The 20,432-nt window shown below is 52.2% G+C and carries 18 protein-coding genes; 14 read left to right on the top strand and 4 right to left on the bottom strand.

What is annotated here, in order from left to right; all coding sequences use genetic code 11:
* The first annotated feature begins 1 nt into the window (after position 1).
* The 8 genes from nuoF (at position 2) to ACAN54_RS12995 (ending at position 11,676) form a co-directional block, all read left to right on the top strand.
* On the top strand, positions 2–1,879 hold the full coding sequence (gene nuoF / locus ACAN54_RS12960; protein WP_379155106.1) for an NADH-quinone oxidoreductase subunit NuoF: 1,878 nt from the start codon (positions 2–4) through the stop codon (positions 1,877–1,879).
* A gap of 8 nt (positions 1,880–1,887) precedes the next feature.
* Positions 1,888–3,633 (top strand): NADH-dependent [FeFe] hydrogenase, group A6, encoded by a 1,746-nt coding sequence (locus tag ACAN54_RS12965; RefSeq protein WP_379155109.1) that lies wholly within the window; start codon positions 1,888–1,890, stop codon positions 3,631–3,633.
* A 43-nt stretch (positions 3,634–3,676) separates the two neighbouring features.
* A complete protein-coding gene (gene hydG, locus ACAN54_RS12970; RefSeq protein WP_379155112.1) occupies positions 3,677–5,101 on the top strand; it encodes a [FeFe] hydrogenase H-cluster radical SAM maturase HydG in 1,425 nt (474 codons plus the stop codon).
* Positions 5,102–5,128: 27 nt separating this feature from the next.
* Positions 5,129–6,319 carry a [FeFe] hydrogenase H-cluster maturation GTPase HydF gene (gene hydF, locus ACAN54_RS12975; protein ID WP_379155115.1) on the top strand — a complete coding sequence of 397 codons (1,191 nt, stop codon included), beginning with the start codon at positions 5,129–5,131 and terminating at the stop codon, positions 6,317–6,319.
* A 24-nt stretch (positions 6,320–6,343) separates the two neighbouring features.
* A complete protein-coding gene (locus tag ACAN54_RS12980) occupies positions 6,344–7,756 on the top strand; it encodes an aspartate ammonia-lyase (RefSeq protein WP_379155118.1) in 1,413 nt (470 codons plus the stop codon).
* A gap of 41 nt (positions 7,757–7,797) precedes the next feature.
* A complete protein-coding gene (gene hydF / locus ACAN54_RS12985) occupies positions 7,798–9,066 on the top strand; it encodes a [FeFe] hydrogenase H-cluster maturation GTPase HydF (RefSeq protein ID WP_379155121.1) in 1,269 nt (422 codons plus the stop codon).
* Between the two features lie 202 nt (positions 9,067–9,268).
* Positions 9,269–9,853 carry a GNAT family N-acetyltransferase gene (locus ACAN54_RS12990; protein WP_379155124.1) on the top strand — a complete coding sequence of 195 codons (585 nt, stop codon included), beginning with the start codon at positions 9,269–9,271 and terminating at the stop codon, positions 9,851–9,853.
* A gap of 14 nt (positions 9,854–9,867) precedes the next feature.
* Positions 9,868–11,676, top strand: coding sequence for an ABC transporter ATP-binding protein (locus ACAN54_RS12995; protein WP_379155128.1), 1,809 nt, complete (start codon positions 9,868–9,870; stop codon positions 11,674–11,676).
* A gap of 144 nt (positions 11,677–11,820) precedes the next feature.
* Here the strand turns inward: ACAN54_RS12995 and ACAN54_RS13000 are convergent, their stop codons facing one another.
* Positions 11,821–12,297, bottom strand: a complete 477-nt coding sequence (locus ACAN54_RS13000) for a GNAT family N-acetyltransferase (RefSeq protein WP_379155131.1) — start codon at positions 12,295–12,297, stop codon at positions 11,821–11,823.
* A gap of 152 nt (positions 12,298–12,449) precedes the next feature.
* Between ACAN54_RS13000 and ACAN54_RS13005 the strand changes: the two genes are divergently transcribed.
* Both ACAN54_RS13005 and bshB2 read left to right on the top strand, forming a co-directional pair.
* Positions 12,450–12,794, top strand: a complete 345-nt coding sequence (locus ACAN54_RS13005) for a YojF family protein (RefSeq protein ID WP_379155134.1) — start codon at positions 12,450–12,452, stop codon at positions 12,792–12,794.
* A gap of 23 nt (positions 12,795–12,817) precedes the next feature.
* Positions 12,818–13,501, top strand: coding sequence for a bacillithiol biosynthesis deacetylase BshB2 (gene bshB2 / locus ACAN54_RS13010; RefSeq protein WP_379155137.1), 684 nt, complete (start codon positions 12,818–12,820; stop codon positions 13,499–13,501).
* Positions 13,502–13,623: 122 nt separating this feature from the next.
* Here the strand turns inward: bshB2 and ACAN54_RS13015 are convergent, their stop codons facing one another.
* Positions 13,624–14,427 carry a Cof-type HAD-IIB family hydrolase gene (locus ACAN54_RS13015; RefSeq protein WP_379155140.1) on the bottom strand — a complete coding sequence of 268 codons (804 nt, stop codon included), beginning with the start codon at positions 14,425–14,427 and terminating at the stop codon, positions 13,624–13,626.
* 164 nt (positions 14,428–14,591) lie between these two features.
* The gene (locus ACAN54_RS13020) at positions 14,592–15,536 is read right to left on the bottom strand and encodes a DMT family transporter (RefSeq protein ID WP_379155143.1); all 945 of its coding nucleotides are present in this window, start codon (positions 15,534–15,536) and stop codon (positions 14,592–14,594) included.
* Between the two features lie 234 nt (positions 15,537–15,770).
* Between ACAN54_RS13020 and ACAN54_RS13025 the strand changes: the two genes are divergently transcribed.
* On the top strand, positions 15,771–16,490 hold the full coding sequence (locus tag ACAN54_RS13025) for a metal-dependent hydrolase (RefSeq protein WP_379155146.1): 720 nt from the start codon (positions 15,771–15,773) through the stop codon (positions 16,488–16,490).
* 119 nt (positions 16,491–16,609) lie between these two features.
* Here ACAN54_RS13025 and lplA read toward each other — a convergent pair whose 3' ends face one another.
* Positions 16,610–17,611, bottom strand: a complete 1,002-nt coding sequence (gene lplA / locus ACAN54_RS13030; RefSeq protein WP_379155150.1) for a lipoate--protein ligase — start codon at positions 17,609–17,611, stop codon at positions 16,610–16,612.
* Positions 17,612–17,850: 239 nt separating this feature from the next.
* Between lplA and cobD the strand changes: the two genes are divergently transcribed.
* The 3 genes from cobD (at position 17,851) to ACAN54_RS13045 (ending at position 20,429) form a co-directional block, all read left to right on the top strand.
* On the top strand, positions 17,851–18,942 hold the full coding sequence (gene cobD / locus ACAN54_RS13035; RefSeq protein WP_379155153.1) for a threonine-phosphate decarboxylase CobD: 1,092 nt from the start codon (positions 17,851–17,853) through the stop codon (positions 18,940–18,942).
* A gap of 38 nt (positions 18,943–18,980) precedes the next feature.
* Entirely contained in the window at positions 18,981–19,109 is a 129-nt protein-coding gene (locus ACAN54_RS13040; protein ID WP_379155156.1) for a hypothetical protein, read from the top strand.
* Between the two features lie 567 nt (positions 19,110–19,676).
* Positions 19,677–20,429: an adenosylcobinamide amidohydrolase gene (locus tag ACAN54_RS13045; RefSeq protein ID WP_379155159.1), complete on the top strand. Its 753-nt coding sequence runs from the start codon at positions 19,677–19,679 to the stop codon at positions 20,427–20,429.
* The last annotated feature ends 3 nt before the right edge of the window (positions 20,430–20,432 follow it).

Genomic DNA, 20,432 nt, shown 5'->3' on the forward strand with positions numbered 1-20,432 from the left:
TATGAAGCTTTTAACGGATCTTGATGCCATCAGAACGCTCACGCAGGGCCGTCTCAATAACCGGAAAATCACCGGAGAATCCGCTGATTCCATCAAGTTCAGATCCGTGATGGTGTGCGGGGGCACGGGGTGTACATCGTCGGATTCCAATATGATCATCGCCGAATTAAACCAAGTAATAGAAAGTCATGGCATTCAGGAACAGGTGGAAGTCGTGCGTACAGGATGCTTCGGCCTCTGCGAGCTGGGTCCGGTCGTCATCGTATACCCGGAAGGGATTTTTTACAGCCGCGTAGAGGTTAAGGATATTCCGAAGCTGGTTGAAGAGCATCTGCTCCATGGCAAACCGTATGATAAGAAAATCTACGAGAAGACCAAGCAGGACGGCGAAATCCTGAACTTTGAGGAAACGGAATTCTACAAAAAACAAGTGCGGATCGCTCTGCACAACTGCGGAGTTATTGACCCCGAGAATATTGATGAGTATATCGGCAGTGATGGCTATAAAGCCCTTGACCAAGTGCTGAAGACCATGAGCTGCCAAGAGGTTATTGATACGATGAAGCAATCCGGTCTTCGGGGACGCGGAGGCGGCGGATTCAACACGGGTCTGAAGTGGGAATTTGCAGCGAAGCAGGATAAGGAACAGAAGTATGTCATTTGTAATGCAGACGAAGGAGACCCAGGGGCATTTATGGACCGCTCGATCCTCGAAGGCAATCCTCACTCGGTCATAGAGGCGATGGCGATTGCCGGTTATGCCATTGGTTCGAACCAAGGCTTCATCTATGTTCGTGCAGAATATCCAATCGCTGTTAAGCGTTTTATGAAAGCGCTTGAACAAGCCCGTGAGTATGAGTTGCTCGGTGATAACATACTTGGAACCGGCTTTACTTTTAACATTGATGTACGGCTGGGTGCCGGAGCTTTTGTCTGCGGGGAAGAAACGGCTTTGATTCACTCCATTGAAGGCCACCGGGGAATGCCAACGCCCAAACCGCCATTCCCGGCTGTAGAAGGCCTGTGGGGCCAGCCGACGATTATCAATAATGTTGAAACACTGGCTAACGTCGCCCAGATTATTCTTAAAGGTGCGCAGTGGTATGCAAGTATCGGAACCGAGAAGTCGAAAGGCACTAAAGTATTTGCTCTAGGCGGAAAAGTCGTCAACACTGGCCTGGTTGAAGTTCCAATGGGCATAACTCTGCGGGAGGTTATCTTTGAAATTGGCGGCGGTATTCCAGATGGGAAAAAATTCAAGGCTGTACAGACCGGCGGGCCTTCTGGTGGCTGTCTGACAGAAGAGCACCTGGACTGCACCATAGATTTTGATACACTGACCAGTCTCGGTTCGATGATGGGCTCAGGCGGCATGATCATCATGGACGAAGATACCTGTATGGTCGACGTTGCCCGCTTCTATCTGGACTTCACACGCGATGAGTCCTGCGGGAAATGTACGCCTTGCCGCATAGGCACCAAACGTCTGTTGGAGCTGCTGGATAAGATCACCGAAGGTAAAGGAAGCATGGAGGATCTCGAGAAGCTTGAGAATCTTTCGGTTCAGATCAAGAACGCTTCCCTGTGTGCCCTGGGCCAGACCGCACCGAATCCGGTATTGTCTACGATCAAGTATTTCCGCGAAGAATATATCTCACATATTGTCGATAGAAAATGTCCGTCCGGCGTCTGCAAATCGCTGATATCTTATCAGATCGATCCTGATCTGTGCCGGGGCTGCAGCCTTTGTGCCAAAAAGTGTCCCAATGATGCGATTTCCGGTGAAATGAAGGAACCGTTTGTCATCGACACGGTAGCCTGTATCAAGTGCGGTGTCTGCTTCGATGTATGTAAGTTCAATGCCGTAGCGATAGTCTGACGATGGGAGTGACCAAGTTGAATACCATAAAAATTATGATTGATGGCATCGAAGCAGAAGTTTCCAAAGGGACAACTGTTCTTGAAGCGGCCCGTGATCAGGGCATTCATATCCCTTCCCTGTGTTATTTGAAAGGAATTAACCACTCTTCCAGCTGCCGTGTGTGCGTGGTTGAAGTGGGTCCAAGGCTTATTGCTTCTTGTACGCTGATGGCGGAGGAAGGCATGAACATTCGGACGAACACCAAGAAAATCCGGGATGCCCGTAAAGCTTCCATAGAACTGTTACTGTCCGATCATGACCAGGAATGTCTCAGTTGCTCCCGTAGCGGGGGGTGTGAGCTGCAATCCGTATCGAGCGATCTTAATATCCGCCAAGTGACTTACATGGGTGAAAAGTCCAGCCAAGAGAAAGACTACACTTCCCCGGCAATTGTTCGTGACGCATCTAAATGTATCCTTTGCGGCCGCTGTGTCGGGGCTTGTGGAACTATGCAGACTGTAGGGGCTATCGGCTTCGCGAGACGCGGTTTTGATACGGTGATCTCGACTGCGTTCGGTCGTTCACTTGCGGAATCAACCTGTGTCAACTGTGGCCAGTGCATTATGGCTTGCCCCGTAGGCGCTCTTAGTGAGCATGAGAGCATTAATGAGGTGTGGAATGATCTTGCAGAACCAGGTAAATATGTTGTTGTGCAGACAGCACCTGCCGTACGAGTTGCACTTGGAGAAGAATTCGGGATGCCTGTGGGGACTCGCGTAACCGGTAAAATGGTGGCAGCACTTCGGAAGCTTGGATTTGATAAAGTATTCGACTCGAACTTTGCTGCTGACCTTACGATTATGGAAGAAGGTACGGAACTCATCTCCCGTCTCAACAGCGGGCAGAACCTGCCGCTTATGACCTCCTGCTGCCCCGGCTGGGTGAAATTTATGGAGCATAACTTCCCTGACAGGCTCGATAACCTATCCACCTGCAAATCACCGCATGAAATGGAAGGGGCCATCGTTAAATCCTTTTTCGCTCAGAAAATGGGGATCGATCCGAAGAATATTGTCGTCGTCTCGATTATGCCTTGTACCGCTAAGAAGTTTGAGGGTGCCCGGGAAGAGCTGTCGAGGGAAGGGCTGCAGGATGTCGATCGGGTACTGACAACCCGCGAGCTTGCAGCAATGATCAAAGAAGCGGGTATCGACTTTGTTAACCTGAAGGATGAAGCGTTCGATAATCCGATTGGTGAGGGCTCAGGTGCTGGCGTTATCTTCGGTGCAACCGGTGGTGTTGCAGAAGCTGCGCTTCGTACCGTATTCGAAATAACCTCAGGTAAGGAACTAGAGACTATCGAATACACTGCTGTCCGGGGAATGGATGGAATCAGAGAAAATGTCATCGAGCTGCCTAATGGCCAGAAGATTCGTACGGCTGTTGTTCATGGTCTCGGACATGCGCGTGAGCTGATGGAAGCGATGGAACGTGGTGAAAAAAGCTATGAGTTCATAGAAGTAATGGCCTGCCCCGGTGGCTGTATTACGGGCGGGGGTCAGCCCATCGTGGATGCGAAAACCTCTGAGCGGATTGATATTAAGGCTGAACGCGCGAAAGCCATCTACACGGAAGATGAGGCCCAAACGGTTCGTAAATCGCATAACAATCCTTATATAAAAGCTCTTTATGAAGAGTTCTTAGAGGAGCCTAGTAGTCACCTTGCGCACGAACTGCTGCATACGCATTACGTGGCGCGCTCCAAGTTCTAGGCCTATGCTTCCGTAGTACAAAACTTTGAGGAGGTTGACAAAGTTGCGGCAAGATTGGGAATCAGCTGATTTTATCAATGACGAGGAAATCCTGCTCAGTCTGGAAGAAGCTAAAGTGAGGGCAGGCGATCAAGCCTATGTCCAGGCTATTTTAGAGAAAGCAAGAGCGTGCAAGGGACTTACCCACCGGGAGGCAGCTGTACTTCTTGAAGTTACAGATACAGAGGTGCTGGGTGAGATTAACCGATCTGCGAAGGTTATTAAAGAGAAAATTTACGGCAATCGTATTGTATTATTCGCTCCATTATATATAAGCAACTACTGCGTTAATAATTGCGAGTACTGCGGATATAAACACAGCAACAGTGATTTCCAGCGGCGGAAGCTCAGTATGGATGAATTGGCGGATGAAGTCCGTGTGCTGCAGGAATTAGGTCACAAACGGCTTGTTGTCGAAGCAGGAGAAGATCAAGTGAACTGTGATATTGACTATGTCGTCGAATCGATCAAGACGATTTATTCCGTGAAGGTGGATAATGGCAGCATTCGTCGCGTGAATATTAACATTGCAGCTACCACAATCGAGGATTACACGAAGCTTAGGGATGCGGAGATCGGGACCTATATTTTATTCCAGGAGACGTATCATAGACCCACTTATGCTGCTATGCATCACCAAGGACCCAAGAGAGATTACGACTGGCATACCACGGCCATGGATCGTGCTCAAATGGGGGGGATTGATGATGTGGGTATAGGCGTTCTCTACGGCCTCTATGACCATAAGTACGATACAATCGCTATGCTGATGCATGCTGAGCACTTGGAGGAGAGGTTTGGCGTCGGCCCTCACACCGTATCCGTTCCCAGACTGCGTGAGGCGGCGAATGTGAATTTGGAAACCTATCCGCATTTGGTGAAGGATGAGGATTTCAAGAAGCTTGTTGCCATTTTGCGCTTGGCTGTTCCCTATGCCGGGATGATCCTCTCCACCCGTGAAGAACCGTCATTCCGTGACGAGGTGATCCAGCTTGGGATTTCCCAAGTGAGCGCGGGCTCCAGTACGGGTGTCGGTGGCTACATGGAGAGCAAGCAGGGAACCTCAGGTGAGCCAAAAGAGAAGCCGCAATTCGAAGTCAGTGATCATCGTTCACCAGAAGAGATTATCCGTGGACTGTGCCAGGATGGATATGTTCCCAGCTATTGCACAGCTTGCTATCGGGAAGGACGTACAGGTGACCGCTTTATGAGACTTGCTAAATCCGGTCAGATTCATAATATCTGCCAGCCGAACTCTCTGTTAACTTTTAAGGAATATTTGCTTGATTATGCAGACGAAGAAACCCGTACCTTAGGGGAAGAGATCATCCGCAAGGGGCTTGAGGATATTCCGAAGGAAGCCGCGAGAAAAGCAACGATTAACCGGCTCCAGCGCATCGAAAATGGCGAACGGGATTTGCGTTTCTAAAATTGTATTTTTAAGGAGAGAATCGCTATGCAATTTACTCCACAATCGAACAAAATGCATATAGCTGTTTTTGGCAGAAGAAATTCCGGTAAATCCAGTCTGATCAACGCGCTCACAGGGAAATCAACCTTGCTGGTTAGCGATTTGCCGGGAACGACCATAGAACCGGTATTTCAATATTTGGATATTAAAAATATAGGGACCGCCATTATCGTTGATACAGCCGGAATTGATGATTCGGACCTCTTCCGGGTTCAAAGGACAAGAGAGGTTATGGATTTAACCGATCTGGGGATCATGATCTTCTCGGATGAGCCTGGTGATTACAAGCTGGAGAAGGAATGGGTACACGAACTGGCTAAACGGAATATTCCTGTCATCGGGGTTATCGCCAAAATTGACGATCATTATGTAGATATTGATTCTTTAAAGACGGGACTGAATATCCCCATCGTGAAGATCAGCGTGAAGCGAAACACTAACCTTGGAAGTTTACGCCATGCCTTGAGTGATTTTGCTCCTGCCGAGTTTGAGCGAAACAGCATAGTGGGTGATCTGGTGAACCCGGCGGATCTGGTCGTTATGGTGATGCCTGAGATGATACCTGCCCCTAAATACCGGCTGGTTGCCTCGCAACAGCAAATTCTTCGTGATCTGCTTGATCATCACGCTATGGCTGTGTCGGTCACCGAAGAAGAACTGCCAGAGCTGCTCTCGCGCTTGAATAAGTTGCCAGACCTTGTAATTACAGATTCACAGGTCTTTGACAAAGTGAACGAGATCATACCCGCGAGTGTACCATTAACCACCTTTGCGATTCTGATGGCGCGGTTTAAGGGGGATTTAGATACCTTTGTGGCCGGTGCCGGGATGATATCAACCTTGAAGCCTGGAGATAAGGTCCTTCTGTCAGAAGCGTGTATCCATCACCCGCATAACGGAGAGATCGACCGTGTGCTGGTCAAGGCCAAGCTTCAGGAAATTGCTGGCGGCGCTCTGGATATCACGACGAGTGTAGGACCCGATTTCCCTGCTGACATCTCCGCATATAAGCTGATCGTTCACTGTGGAGGCTGTATCTTTAATCGCAAGCAGCTGATGATGCGGCTGCAGAGTTCAGGGGTGCAAGGCGTGCCTATTACCAACTATGGCATCGCTTTTGCCTATTTCAATGGAATTCTGCCGCGTGTGCTGGAAATCCTGCAAGTGAAGGCTTGAGCGGTATAAGGCGGACTTGAAAAGATGGATAAATCGAGGGAATCTCTCCGTATTGAACAGGATGCCTTAGGTACAAAGGATATACCAGCGGCTGCTTATTACGGTATTCATACCGCGCGGGCCATGGACAATTTCGCTGTAAGCGGCAGAACGGTTAATACGCATCTGCTTCATGGCCTGGTGACGGTGAAGAAAGCTGCGGCGCTGGCCCATTTGCAGCTGAATACCTACCCGGCAGCGATAGCCCTTGCGATTGTGCAGACCTGTGACGAGCTTCTGGCCGGTGCCCACAGGGAGCAATTCACTGTAGATGCCATGCAGGGCGGAGCCGGTACATCAACTAATATGAATGTGAACGAAGTCATCGCTAACCGTGCCATTGACCTTATGGGCGGTGAGCGGGGAGACTATTCACAGGTTCATCCGCTCGATCATGTCAACTGCTGCCAATCTACCAATGATGTCTATCCAACCGCACTAAGAATTGCCGCTATCGGTCGGGTTCGGCAGCTGAGCCAAGCTTTAGCCTCCTTGCAGGAAGCCCTCCAGGAGAAAGAACATGCCTTCGCAGATGTGCTCAAGCTGGGCCGTACGGAGCTCATGGATGCCTTGCCGATGATGGCAGGGCAGAGCTTCGGAGCCTATGCCAAGGCGGTAGCCCGGGACCGCTGGCGGCTGTACAAAGTGGAGGAGCGGCTCAGGGAAATTAACATTGGAGGAACTGCCATTGGAACAGGCCTTAATGCACCGGTTAAATATACATTTTTGATGACTGATATTTTGCAGGATTTGACCGGCTACGGGCTGGCCCGGAGCGAATATCCGATGGACCCTACACAGAACATGGATGTGTTCGCTGAAGTATCGGGGCTGCTGAAGGCTGCTTCTATTAATCTTTTGAAAATATCAGGAGATCTGCGTCTTCTGGCCAGCGGACCCGTTGGGGGCCTGGGGGAGCTTGAATTGCCGGCGGTGCAGGCAGGCTCCTCGATTATGCCGGGTAAAGTCAATCCGGTCATGGCAGAGATGGCGGGACTTGTTGCGATGCGTGTCATTGCCAATGATACGGCTGTAACGATGGCCGCTGCGGGCGGCCAACTGGAGCTGAATGCATTCATGCCGCTGATCGCGGATGCACTCTTGGAGTCCCTGGAGATTCTGGCAAACGCCGTAAGGCTGTTCGAAGAGCGCTGTATCCGTGGCATCAGTATTTGTGAGCAGCAGTGTCACGACCATGTGATGAACTCCTCCGTACTCGCAGCTGCGTTAATCCATCACATCGGTTACGAGAAAAGTGCGGAGGTAGCCAAGCAGGCAAGCCAAGAGGGTAAAACGGTGCAGCAGGTGCTGACGGAGAAGCAGCTTCTCACGGAGGCTGAGATCACCCAGATCCTGAATCCCTGCCAAGTGACCAGACCGGGTGTACCCGGCAAATAAATACGGACCCGCGCTAGCCGCCGGGGGGAGGAGAGAGCCGTATGAGTGTGAACCATACCCCGCGCTCGAATCGCCTGCACATCGCCCTGTTTGGCAGGAGTAACGCAGGCAAATCAAGTCTGATCAACGCCATCACCAAACAGGAAGCAGCAGTCGTGTCACCCGTCAAAGGAACGACAACAGATCCCGTGTATAAAGCGATGGAGCTGCTGCCTCTCGGGCCGGTTGTATTTATTGATACTGCTGGTCTGGATGAGGCAGGAGAGCTGGGGGAGCTGAGGAAACAGAAAACATTGGAGGTTCTTAACAAATCCGATATGGCCCTGATCGTTGTTGATGCTGCCTGCGGTGTGACCTCATGTGACCTGCAGATTGCAGAGAGCGTTCGTAGCAAGGGCATCCCGGCTATAGGCATTTTGAATAAAATCGATTTGTTAGCTGGCCAAGATTCTTGCCCTGCTGAAGAACTTGGAGCTCAGGTTAGCAGGGTGGAGCAGGAACTGGGCTGTAAAGTGATCCCTGTATCTGCACTTCAACAGCAGGGGATCAGCAAGCTGATGAAGGCGCTGATTGCGGCAGTACCCGATACCGAGGATAAATTCCGTATAATCGGTGATTTGGTCTCTCCGGGAGACTTGGTCGTCCTGGTGGTTCCGATTGACCGGGCAGCCCCCAAAGGCAGATTGATCCTGCCGCAGCAGCAGACCATCCGTGACCTGCTGGAGAGCGACGCCATTGCGGTGGTTACCAAGGAATTCGAGCTGAAGGAAACCCTGGAGAGTCTCGGCAAGAAGCCGCGGCTGGTGGTCACAGATTCACAGGTATTCCTGAAGGCTGCAGCAGATACGCCCCGGGACATTCCTCTGACGTCCTTCTCTATCCTGTTTGCCCGGCACAAAGGTAATCTGGATGAGATGGTGAGGGGCGCACGTGCCATCGACAGATTGCAGCATGGTGACAGAGTGCTCATTGCCGAGGCCTGCACCCATCACGAACAGGCAGATGATATCGGCAAAGTAAAAATCCCGCGCTGGATCCGCCAGGCCACCGGCAAGCAGCTGCAATTCGAGTTCACCAGCGGCATGAAGTTCCCGGATCGTCTGGAGGACTACTCGCTTATTGTTCACTGTGGCGGCTGTATGCTCAGCCGCAGGCAGATGCTATGGCGGGAAGAGCAGGCGCTTGGCGCAGGGGTGCCTATTGTCAATTACGGCATCGTGATTGCCTATGTCCAAGGTATTCTGGAGCGGGCAATATCTCCGTTTCCACTGGCCCGTATGGCCTGGGAAGAGAGTGAGACGCAGGAATGATCAGTATTTGTATACGAGGGATAACCGCCTACCTGCAACCGGAAGGCGGTTTTTTTATATGGAATTCCTTTAATATAATCAGCTCCTGCGGATTAATTAACCTTTCTAGGAAAGGTATCCGTCTATATAATGGAAATATTCTATGGTTTATTTGGTGGAAATTTGAAAATCAAACTCATTTGAACAGGAGGCTATTGCTGTTATGACATCCCAATCATTTGTTCCTATCCTGCTGGATTTTCCTGAGTTCTTCGAAACGGAACGGCTGCGGGTGAGTGCCCCGCAGTGGGGGGACGGGACGGCAGTTAATGAAGCAATCCGGGAAAGCCTGGAGGAGCTGAAGCCGTGGATGCCTTTTGCCCAAACTCAGCCGTCACTTGCGGATTCGGAAACCTTTGTCAGGGATTCAAGACTGAAGTTTCTGAACCGCTCCCAATTGAACATGCTTATTTTTGACAAGACGGGAGGGGGTTTTCTCGGCTGTACCGGCCTGCACCATATCGACTGGGACGCCCGTTGTTTTGAGATCGGATATTGGATTCGGACCTCCAGTGCCGGCCATGGATACATCACCGAAGCGGTGAATGGAGTCACAGCTTTTGCCATAAGGGAGCTTGAGGCGAACCGGATCGAAATCCGCTGCAGTAGACTTAATACCAGAAGTGCTGCCGTTGCAGAGCGTGCAGGGTATTCCTTGGATGGCATCCTGCGGTTAAGCACCCGGGCCACAAACGGGGAACTGCATGACTCCATGGTGTACGCCAAGGTGCGGGGAACCGAATTTTAGAGGGAGATGATGGTTTGAAGAAGAGAGGCGCTTTTTCCAGGTTGGGTACATATATGCTGAAGCACAAGCTGCTCTATTCCGTACTGCTGCTGATCACATTGTTCAGCATTGTTCTGGATCTGACGATGGCCTGGTTTCTGGCCAGAATTACGGATGCGGCGGTCCGCCGGGATGTGGAGGCTTTCTCTGGACTCGCCTGGTTCGGGGTGCTATTCCTGATTACCGTAGGAGTGAATACCTATTTCAGTGTCTACCTCAAAATCAGTCTTTCCGCCAAGATCAGAAATGAGCTGCGCCTGGATTTGATGGACCATACACTATTACTGCCGCAGTCCTATTTTGACCGCAATCATTCCGGAGATCTATTGTCCCGTTTTACGAGTGATAACCAATCGGTTGGTGAAGCCTGCGGACAGGTCATGATCGATCTTTTGCGCAATCCGCTGCTGGCTGTGGCGTCTTTTGCCTATCTGATCTACATTAACTGGCTGCTTGCGCTGATCTGCATTGCGATAGGGCCGCTGCTCTATCTGGTCGGTAAGGTTTTTGGCAAAGCGATGCGCAAGAACAGTGTGCTGGTGCAGGAGAGTATGAGCCGGACGACTTCATTTCTGAACGATATACTGGGCAGCAGTATGGTATTCAAGTCATTTTCGATTGAGCGCAGATTAATGAAGCAGTATAGAGGCTACAGTGACAGTATTAATGCCGGAGAGCAGAATCGGGGACGCATTGAAGGGGCCACGGGGGCGCTGTCTTCTGTATTAGGAAATCTCACCTTTTTGCTGGCTCTGGTCATTGCCGGATATTTTGTCGCCAAGGGGTCACTTGAGGTAGGAGCCATGATCGCATTCATTCAGCTGATGAATTATCTGGTTGCGCCATTCTCGGCGCTGCCGGGGCTTGTGGCTTCCATGCAGCAGTCACTGGGGGCGGCGCAGCGGATTTTTGAAGTGATGGATGCGCCTGCTGAGGTAGAGGCTTTGCCTGAGAAACCAATGCAGCACCCGGCATTTGAACAGCTGAGGCTGTCGGCGGTAACATTCGGTTATCCCGGGGCAGGGAAGCTAAGTCTGAACCAGGTGAGTCTGGAATTGCCCCAGGGGATGCAGATGGCTGTGGTCGGGCCGAGCGGAGGCGGAAAGTCTACCTTGTTCAAGCTGCTGCTGGGATTCTACACCCCGGACGAAGGCGAAATCTTAATCAATGGTAAAGCGGCACAGGCGATGAGTCTGGAGGAACTTAGAAGCCATTTTGCCTATGTACCGCAGGAATCGGGGCTGTACACAGGCAGTATCCGCGACAATATACGCAATGGCAGGCAGGATGCCTCGGAGGAAGAGGTCATAGAGGCGCTCCGGCAGGCCAACGCCTATGACTTCGTAATGGAGCTTCCCGAAGGAGTAGACTCCGACATAGGTGAGCATGGCTCGCGGCTCTCCGGTGGTCAGCGGCAGCGGCTCTCGATTGCGAGAGCGATGCTGAAGGATGCACCGATCCTGCTGCTGGATGAAGCCACGGCTGCGCTCGATAACGAAGCAGAAAAAATGGTGCAGCAGGCTATCCGCAAGCTGATGAAGAACAAAACCACCATTGTCATCGCTCACCGACTATCAACGATTCAGAGCGCCGACGTCATTCTGGTGATGGAAAACGGAGAGATTGTAGAGCGTGGCAGCCACGAGGAGCTGCTTACGGCAGAAGGCCGCTACTATGATCTCTACAACTCCCAGCTGGAGCAGGCGGAAGCGGAGGGGCAGGAAGAAAGGTCAGTGAATGAAGAGTATGGGGATAAGCAGGGAGTTCTTCTCCCTCAAAACTAAAATTTTGAGGGAGAAGCATGAACATCAATGATAATTATCTAAAAGAACAGTGAAGACATGTATATTGGATAAATGGCGGACCTTGCGCCAGGAAGACTTGGTGAAAATCGGAACGGTAATAACGCTGTTGAGACTTGCTGCATATCAGAGCCGCAATACGGTTATCGGCTCGTTGTCGCAGATTTCGCCGTTGTCTTGGAAGCCAAAGCTTTCATACAGCCTTTTGGCGATGAGGTTATCGGCTTCATAAGGGATCCAACAATAATGTGCGGGGCCGGCCGGAAAGGTACGGATAAATTCAAGGATTTTTTTCATGGCTTCCCGGCCGTAGCCCCGGTTCTGATATTGCTCGCCGATCATCAGCCTCAAGATGCAATAGCTGTCGTCAGCAATTGAAGGCAATTCGTATCCGGTGATTCCATAAGTCATCATAACAAAACCGACTGGCTGTTCTTCCGCGTAAATGGCAAACGGAAATGGACGCCCCCCATTGGTTGCAAGGACATAACACGAAGCCACGCTTGACAGATTGGACGCCACGAAGCGGTTTTGATCTTCTGAAACCTCAAGATTGAATATGGTACGCCGGTTTTCTAATGTGATTGTTCTAAGCGTAATCATACAGGCCTTCCCCTTTCATTCTTCTTTGCTATTCAACAGTTTAAGGTCAGTGAATTCAACGGATTAACCGTGGGGTTCCACCACTATTGTTTACTCTCCCGGGTCGTATGTTAAACTATCACTAATACATACTACCTAATAAGGAGGCTACTATGAAGCCGATACTCCCTGAAGATATCCAGTTCCGGATCGATCAGCTTGCCGATCAGGAGCTTTATGTACACCTTGAACTTACGACAGGGGCCTATGCCAGCCATCTGGACAGTACCCGGCATCCGGCATCAGCTTTCATCTCCAATGCGGTGATCCGGTATACACAAGGTTCCATCTCTGGTACGGGTCCATACCGGGTGGGCTTAAAGACAACGCTTGGCTGGATTTATGCCGAAGGCCTTACACACATTGATGAAATGGACAAGGATCGGCTAATCCTGGCAGGGCATGACAGTCAAGGAAAGCTAATTGTTGCCTTGCAACTAAGCCGGGAAAAGTTCTGATGAAAGCGGAGGATCAAACATCTATGAATCATAATCAAGCCGAACACCAGCGAATCCTGGTTGTGCTCCCCCATCCCGACGACGAATCTTTTGTTGCATCAGGGACGTTATCAATGTACATAGCAAGTGGTGCCGAGGTCACCTATGCTTGTCTGAGCCTAGGAGAGATGGGACGCAACATGGGCATTCCACCGTTCGCGAACCGTGTCACCTTGCCGGCAATCCGCAAGGATGAACTGGCCGCATCCTGCCTTGCGATTGGTATCCAGGACTTAAGAATGCTCGGATTCCACGATAAAATGATCGAATTCGAAGACACGGAACTTCTGGACTCTCAGATTATGGCGCTGCTCAAGGAACTGACCCCGTCACTGGTCATCACCTTCTATCCAGGATACAGTGTGCATCCCGATCACGATGCCACCGGAGCGGCTGTCATCCGAACGATTGGCCGGCTCCCTGCGGCAGAGCGTCCACTAGTATATTGCAGCGCGTTCGCCAGCAATCATGAGCAGGCGATTGGCAAAGCGGATGTAACCGTAGACGTGACTCCATTCCTTGCGAAGAAAATGGCCTCGATACAGGCGCACCGTACACAATTCCAAGCGGCGGAGCTTGTGGGGAACCTGGAGCTGACGGATGAGGATATCCGGAACCGGTTCGGAACAGAACAGTTCTGGACCTACCGGTTCCCGCAATCTTCGTAATATAGATATGAAACTGCATTGAGTCTATGAAGTGTCTTATAACACAACTAAGGGTGCCTTACAGCCGGATTCAAACCGGAGTGAGGCACCCTTTGTGCTGCTGCAGTGCAAGCTAATGCTCCCTATTCCACAGTGTGCAGGATGAATTTATCGATGGCGTATTTCACACCGTCTTCATTGTTGCTGAGGGTGATGAAGTCGGCAATGTCCTTCAGCGCTGGGATCGAGTTCGCCATGGCAACGCCAAGGCCGGCGGCTTCGAGCATTTCGTGGTCGTTCCAGGAATCGCCTACGGCGATAGTCTCGGACAGATCGCACCCGAAGTGGGCCGCCAGGAACTCAAGAGCCAGGCCCTTAGTGCCTTCGTGGTGCATGATCTCCAGGAAATGCGGCTTGGATTTCGTAATGTGCACGGAATCACCCAGCAGCTCGCGCAGAATCGGAGACAGTTCATCCAGAAAATCGGGATCGTCGATGATCAGCATTTTTGGTGTTTTTTGCGGAACAAGCTTCTCCCACTCCGGCTCAATGAAGTATTGAGTTCCGTTAAGCGTGGCATAGTCAATCAGCTTTTGATTTTCTTCACGCGCATACAGCTTGTCATCAATATAAGTCTGTAAATGCAGGTTATGCTCTACGCAATAGCTGAACAGCTTCCGTACGGCATCTTGCGGCACATAGCGCTCGTACAGTACCTTTTCATCCATCAGGTTCTTCACAAGTGCGCCCTGGTAGGTGATAATCGGCACATTCAAGCCGGTCTGGCGGGCGATGGCCTGGGCGGAAGCATAGGCGCGTCCGGTAGCCAGGGTAACCACAACGCCTGCGGCAACGGCTTGTTCCAGCGCGGTTTGTGTGGCAGGGGTAACTTCCTTTTTATCCGTAATAAGGGTGTCGTCGATATCGATTGCAATCAATTTGTACATGCAGGTTCTCTCCTAATGGTTTGGTAGGCGCAGCCGTGTGAGTGTTTCCACCCCGCGGGATACGCTGAAGTAAGTGTGCTGTGAGCCTATGTTAAGGCTGGGCTCTTTCTCTAATCAAGTTAACGGAGCGTACTAATGCAAATGAAATCGCCTGTCTGATCCAATTACTGGTCTGATGAAATCAGCAGTCCAGGTTCTTCACTTTCCTCGGCAGCCGGGGTAGGCTCTGGGCTTAGCTCGGCTATCAGCATGGCGGCAAGAATACATAGACAGCCAAGCAGCGCTGATACCCCGAGCGATTCCCCGCCAAACGCCAGTCCTGTCAGGGCGGCGAATACCGGCTCTGTGGCAAAGATAATCGCCACCCGGGAGGGGGTGGTGTATTTCTGGCATGCGGTCTGGATCCAGAAGGCAAACGCGCTGGTCGGTCCGATGGATACGAGCAGTGCCCACAGTACCTCTGGTTTCAGGACTAGTGCCCCGCTGTGCGCAAGCGGGGCAGGCCCATCCACAACAAGGGAAGCGAGGGTGCTGAGCAGTCCGACAAAGGCAAGCTGCAGCGTGGCGAGCGGCAGCGCCGGATAACGCGGAGCATATACGCCGGTATATGCGACCTGCAGGGCAAAGGCGACCGCACATAGCAGGACCAGTGCGTCACCCTTGTTCAGGGACAGCGCGGAGCCGGTGAAGGTGAGCATGTAGAGGCCTGCCACCGCGAGTCCCGCGCTGAACCAGGTATACCGGGAGATGGGAGTCTTAAGCAGCGCCAGCGACAGGAAAGGGACGAGCACTACGGACAGCCCGGTTATAAATCCGGTATTAGATGTAGTGGTATAGAGCAGTCCCATTGTCTGGAAGGCATAGCCCATGAACAGAAACAGGCCCAATAGCAAGGCGTGTCCTACCATGCGCCAGCTCAGCAGCCTCCATTCCCGGCGGTAGAAAACGGCGGTGATCAGCGCCAGCAGTAGGGCGGCACCTATGAAGCGGATGCTGTTAAATGCGAGCGGCGGCAACACCTTGACTGCGCTTTGCACAATCAGAAACGTACATCCCCACATCATCGCCACCAGCAGCAGACTGAGATCGGCTATTCGGGAGCGATTCACAGAGGTCATCCTTTCCAGACTAGAGGTATCGAATCAAGTTGTCCAAATTGTATCTTAAAACAAGGGGGAGGACAAGACGAAACTATGCGCTGGGCAGGCAGACCAACGGCTTCAGTACCCGGAAAATAGCCAAAGGCTGGACAAAAAAGCCAGCACTTGATATACTTCGATAACCGTACACTTGTTCTTATTTTGCATAAGATTGCCTACACCTTAGAAAGGAGCGGGTGCACCATGATGGGCAAATCCCATTTCATTATCAGCACCGGGGTTACCCTATCTGTCATGAGCCTGCTCGGCCATGAGATTACGATTCCGGCGGTTGCCGTGGCGGGACTTAGCGCCCTTTTGCCTGATATCGATGAGCCGAATTCACTGCTGGTGCGCAAAGCCCTACCGGATTTCCTGCTGCGGATCCTTCAGGTTGCACTGATTGGAGCAGCCATCTATTTGTATTTTGCAGGAATCGCAGCACCACCCTGGAATATTGCGCTGGCGCTGCTAGTGGGAAGCGTATCCTTCCTGCCGGGCCGCCGGCTGCGGCATCTGGTGATGCTGCTGCTGGCTCTGGGGCTGTTTGCGTTCGCAGAGGATTACGATCCGTGGAACTACATTGCGGCCTGCGTGCTTGTTGTATCCTCCGTTGTTCCGCACCGTGGACTGACCCATACGCTGTACGGCGTGGCCGGCTGGGGAGCATTGCTCTATTTCGCCTCGCTTGGCATGAATGACGGCGGCAGCCTCTGGATTGCCGGAGGCATGTCCTACGCGCTGCATCTGCTGGCCGATTCCCTGACCCAGCGCGGCATCACCCCGCTGCCTCCGCTCCCCTTCAAGCTTCGCCTGAAACTGATGAGCACCGGAACGAAGAAGGGCAGCGCGGTGGAGAAATTCTGCATCGTACTTACGCTTGCGCTGGTTGTGTATGTATTTGTGCTTACACCTGGTATTTAGAAAGCTACTCCAACTCATAGACTGATTCGTGCTGTTATACCGCCACAAAAGGGCCGGTCCGCATATCCTTAAGGATATGGGCCGGCCCTTTTTATTTTTGCTGCTCCACTGCCTGGAAGCTATTCTTCCAGGAAAATCAGCCCGATGAAGTCCTCCGGCTCAATCCGGCCGAAATAATGCTTCAGGTCAAGCCCGGACAGGGCATCTCTGACCTCTGCATTTTCATAGCGTTTGCCGCGCAGTGCGTTCTCCACATCTGCAACATCACCGACGCCGAAGAAGTCGCCGTAGATTTTGATATCCTTAATGTAGGAATCCTCAATGTCCATACGGATATCGACGAGGCCTGCGGGGAATTTGCGGGTATGCTTCACATTGCTCTTTGGCGAGAGGCCGTAGTTCCAATCCCAGTTCTGGTAATGCTCCCTGGAAATTTCATTGATCCGCACCCAGTCGTCCTGAGTCAGCTTGTACTGCGGCACCTCAGATGCCTCCATGCCGAAGATGGAACGCAGCAGACCTTCGCGGAATTCCTCAATCGTCATATCGGTTCCAAGCAAGTCCTTGATATTGGCGACACGGCTGCGCACGGATTTGGTACTCTTCGATTTGAATTTCTCCGGGTTCACATTCAGTGAGGCCTGCACATCATCCAGATTGAGATTGAACATCAGAGTGCCATGGCTGAACATGCGTCCGCGTGTGGAAAACTGTGCGTTGCCAGAGATTTTTTGCTCACCAACCTGGAGATCATTGCGTCCGCTCAGCTCGGCATTCACACCCATGGACTGCAAGTAGTCGATGACCGGCTGGGTGAATTTCAGAAAGTTATGAAAAGACTGTCCGTCGTCCTTGGTAATGAAGCTGAAGTTGAGATTTCCGAGATCGTGATAGACAGCTCCGCCGCCGGACAACCGCCGTACGACCTGAATATGATTGTCTTTCACGTATTCCTGGTTGATCTCTTCAATGGTATTCTGGTGTTTGCCGATGATAATGGACGGACTGTTGATATAAAAGAGCAGATAGCTGTCGTCCATCGGCAGATTCTTGAGCGCAAATTCCTCAATCGCGAGATTGACCGATGCGTCTGTAATTCCATTGTTATCGATAAAAAGCATAGTAAATTCCTCCGCTTGGGCATGATTAACTGCTGTAGTTATTTTAAACCAAAAGCGCAGTTTGTACAAAAGAACAGATGACGCTGAGCCAGAAGGTTGTCTGCGGCAATCGCCAGGGTTGTGCGGTTCGGGGAATGTGAAATCATTGACGTATTTCCGGCTATGGGGCAATAATGGGGACAATGCGTCATACAGCATAAGTGATTAGAGTATATCGACAGAGGAAGAGGAGTGTAGGCATGCTTGAAAAATACGGCCACGGCGGCGATTTGCTGACGGCTGCGGAACTGTACGGGGATGGGAGCGGCGCTTTTGTTGATTTCAGCGCCAATATCAATCCCCTCGGCCCGCCGCCTGGTGTGCTGGACCTGCTGCGCCATTCATTGTCAGCTGTTACGGCTTATCCAGACCCTGGACACCGGCGGTTGAAGTCCCTGCTCGCGGAGAACCTGGGAGTAGACAGCGACTGGATTACGGCGGGCAACGGGGCGGCAGAGTCGATGGCGCTGCTGCTTCTGGCTGTGAAGCCGCGTAAAGTGGGCATCGTCGAGCCTTGCTTCTCTGAATACCGCCAGCTGGCGGAGCAGTTCGGTGCGGAGGTTTTGTCCGTTCAGGGGACGAAGGAACGTGAGTACCGGGCAGGTGTGGAAAGCATCACAGGCTTGCTGGAGCAGGTGGATCTGCTGTTCCTCGGACAGCCGAACAACCCGAATGGCGTCCAGTATGCGCTGGACGACCTCCGGCTTCTGGCGCAGCAGGCGGAGCGCTGCGGGACGGTGCTGGCGGTGGATGAAGCGTTCATCGACTTCATCCCCGAAGAACGCCGGCAATCCCTGTTGCCGGAGCTCGGGGCTTATCGTCATACGGTGCTGATCCGCTCGATGACGAAGTTCTATGCCATTCCGGGGCTGCGGCTGGGCTTCACCATCGCAGCCCCGGAGCTTGCCGCGGCTATGACCGGCAAGCAGGTGACCTGGAGCGTGAACGGCCTGGCGCTGCTGGCCGGGGAAGCTTGCCTGCGCAGCGGGCGCGGCTATGAAGAGCGCACGCGCGGGCTGATCGCCGCAGAGCGCGAAGCGCTGCGGCAGGGGCTGCTGCGGCTCGGCTGCGAGGTGCCGCCGGGCGAAGCGAACTTCCTGCTGCTCGGCCTGCCGGAGCCGTGGAGCGCAGCAGCTCTGCAGGAGAAGCTGGGGCACAGCGGCATTCTGGTGCGCAGCTGTGCGATGTACCCGGGGCTTACACCGGGGCATATCCGCGTTGCCGTCAAAGGCGGGGCGGACAACGCCCGCCTGCTCCGGCAACTGGAGGAGATTTTGTCTGCGGGGGTCTGACGAAATGAGATGATGGCGGCAGGAGCCGGACGGATGAAATGATGATAGATGAATTCTGGCGGCTGGGAGATACAGTGTTCTATACGTATACCCTGACCCTGGTTGCGGCATTGAAGAGTATTACTTTTGGGAACAGGGTATCGGTGCTTTATATGGTGCTGAATTAGCTGGGTTTTTTACGGGACTTTTTAAGCAATCGGACAATTATGGAGTGGTGGTTGAGTGATTTTAATGAGGGTTGAGAAAATGAAAATATAGAGTTGCTGTTGAGTAGCTATAGAGTAACTGTAGAGTGATTACTAAGCAGGTTTTGAGTAATTGGATTTATAATGAATTAAGTGGATTTTGTACTCCTAAATCGGTGGAATGCGGCATTTGAAGGGAGTTAGTGGGATTATCTACACTTATTATGAGGTGAATTCCGATATATAGGCTGATATGGCAGGAATAGGTTTACTTTTTCCCACTATTCTCTGCTATGGCTTCTAATGGCTCGAATTAGTGATACAAATTCCACTTAGTCTTGAAGAGGGCTATCTGCTCAAGTAGTATGTGCATGACTAAAGTATCTTTGCTAGTGAAATAGCTAGTGAAATAGCAAGTGAATAGGTTACTTGAAAGAAATATTGGCCTATGCCGCAACGGATTAGAGGTGGAGTGTGCGGCTGGCTGCAGATGATCGCTGAAGGGTCACCGATAACAGGTAGTTACAATGTGAAGGGAGTGGATTCTGGATGACTGAAGCGCGAATTCCTTTTAATCTCAAGGATGGTAAGACGGTGTATTCATCCACCGTCTGGCCGGGGCTGGTGCTGGAATGGAAGCAGGAGCATCTGCTGCTGGAATTCCCGGCAGAAGCTGAAGGGCTGTCGAGCGCGGTATACGGCGGGGGAATGGTCCGTCTGAAACGGGCCGTCAACCAGTTCGTCAGCCGCGATTATGAGTGCAGCAATCCGGTGCGCGATATGGAGAACAAATTGCGCGAATGGGGTTATCTGCTGGAGGGCAGCGCGGGCCTGATGACAGCAGTCCCGCTGGAGCATGCTGCTGTGGCAGAGGAGGATATCGGCTCGGCGGGTGTTTTCTGCTGTGTCACCGCAGCCTCCGGCAATGCTGCGCGAGCCGGTGTCCGGCGGAACGTGCTGGCGGCTTACCGCTCCGGCACGATCAACATCATGCTGGGCATTGACGGGCGCCTGACTCCGTCTGCGATGGTCAATGCCGTCATGACGGCAGCCGAGGCGAAGGCTGCCGCACTGGCCGATCTCGGGGTTACCGATCCCGAGAATGGCCTGATTGCTACTGGCACCACTACAGATGCAGTGGTGCTGGCAGTGAGTGGGAGCGGGCGCTTCGGCGCAGAGCATGTCTACGCCGGAACTGCCACCGACCTGGGCGGAGCGATCGGCCGGCTGGTGTACGCCGCTGTAACGGCAAGCCTCGGTTCGGTGAAAGCGGCACAGCCGGCAAGGAAGGCCAGCCAATGAGCC

This window comes from Paenibacillus diazotrophicus, from assembly GCF_042610465.1.

What these genes read in the sequence shown, in the direction of transcription:
- nuoF (WP_379155106.1), top strand. Translation starts at nt 2, where the DNA reads ATGAAGCTTTTAACGGATCTTGATGCCATCAGAACGCTCACGCAGGGC.
- hydF (WP_379155115.1), top strand. Translation starts at nt 5,129, where the DNA reads ATGCAATTTACTCCACAATCGAACAAAATGCATATAGCTGTTTTTGGC.
- ACAN54_RS12980 (WP_379155118.1), top strand. Translation starts at nt 6,344, where the DNA reads ATGGATAAATCGAGGGAATCTCTCCGTATTGAACAGGATGCCTTAGGT.
- hydF (WP_379155121.1), top strand. Translation starts at nt 7,798, where the DNA reads ATGAGTGTGAACCATACCCCGCGCTCGAATCGCCTGCACATCGCCCTG.
- ACAN54_RS12990 (WP_379155124.1), top strand. Translation starts at nt 9,269, where the DNA reads ATGACATCCCAATCATTTGTTCCTATCCTGCTGGATTTTCCTGAGTTC.
- ACAN54_RS13000 (WP_379155131.1), bottom strand. Translation starts at nt 12,297, where the DNA reads ATGATTACGCTTAGAACAATCACATTAGAAAACCGGCGTACCATATTC.
- ACAN54_RS13005 (WP_379155134.1), top strand. Translation starts at nt 12,450, where the DNA reads ATGAAGCCGATACTCCCTGAAGATATCCAGTTCCGGATCGATCAGCTT.
- bshB2 (WP_379155137.1), top strand. Translation starts at nt 12,818, where the DNA reads ATGAATCATAATCAAGCCGAACACCAGCGAATCCTGGTTGTGCTCCCC.
- ACAN54_RS13015 (WP_379155140.1), bottom strand. Translation starts at nt 14,427, where the DNA reads ATGTACAAATTGATTGCAATCGATATCGACGACACCCTTATTACGGAT.
- ACAN54_RS13025 (WP_379155146.1), top strand. Translation starts at nt 15,771, where the DNA reads ATGATGGGCAAATCCCATTTCATTATCAGCACCGGGGTTACCCTATCT.
- lplA (WP_379155150.1), bottom strand. Translation starts at nt 17,611, where the DNA reads ATGCTTTTTATCGATAACAATGGAATTACAGACGCATCGGTCAATCTC.
- cobD (WP_379155153.1), top strand. Translation starts at nt 17,851, where the DNA reads ATGCTTGAAAAATACGGCCACGGCGGCGATTTGCTGACGGCTGCGGAA.
- ACAN54_RS13040 (WP_379155156.1), top strand. Translation starts at nt 18,981, where the DNA reads ATGATGATAGATGAATTCTGGCGGCTGGGAGATACAGTGTTCTATACG.
- ACAN54_RS13045 (WP_379155159.1), top strand. Translation starts at nt 19,677, where the DNA reads ATGACTGAAGCGCGAATTCCTTTTAATCTCAAGGATGGTAAGACGGTG.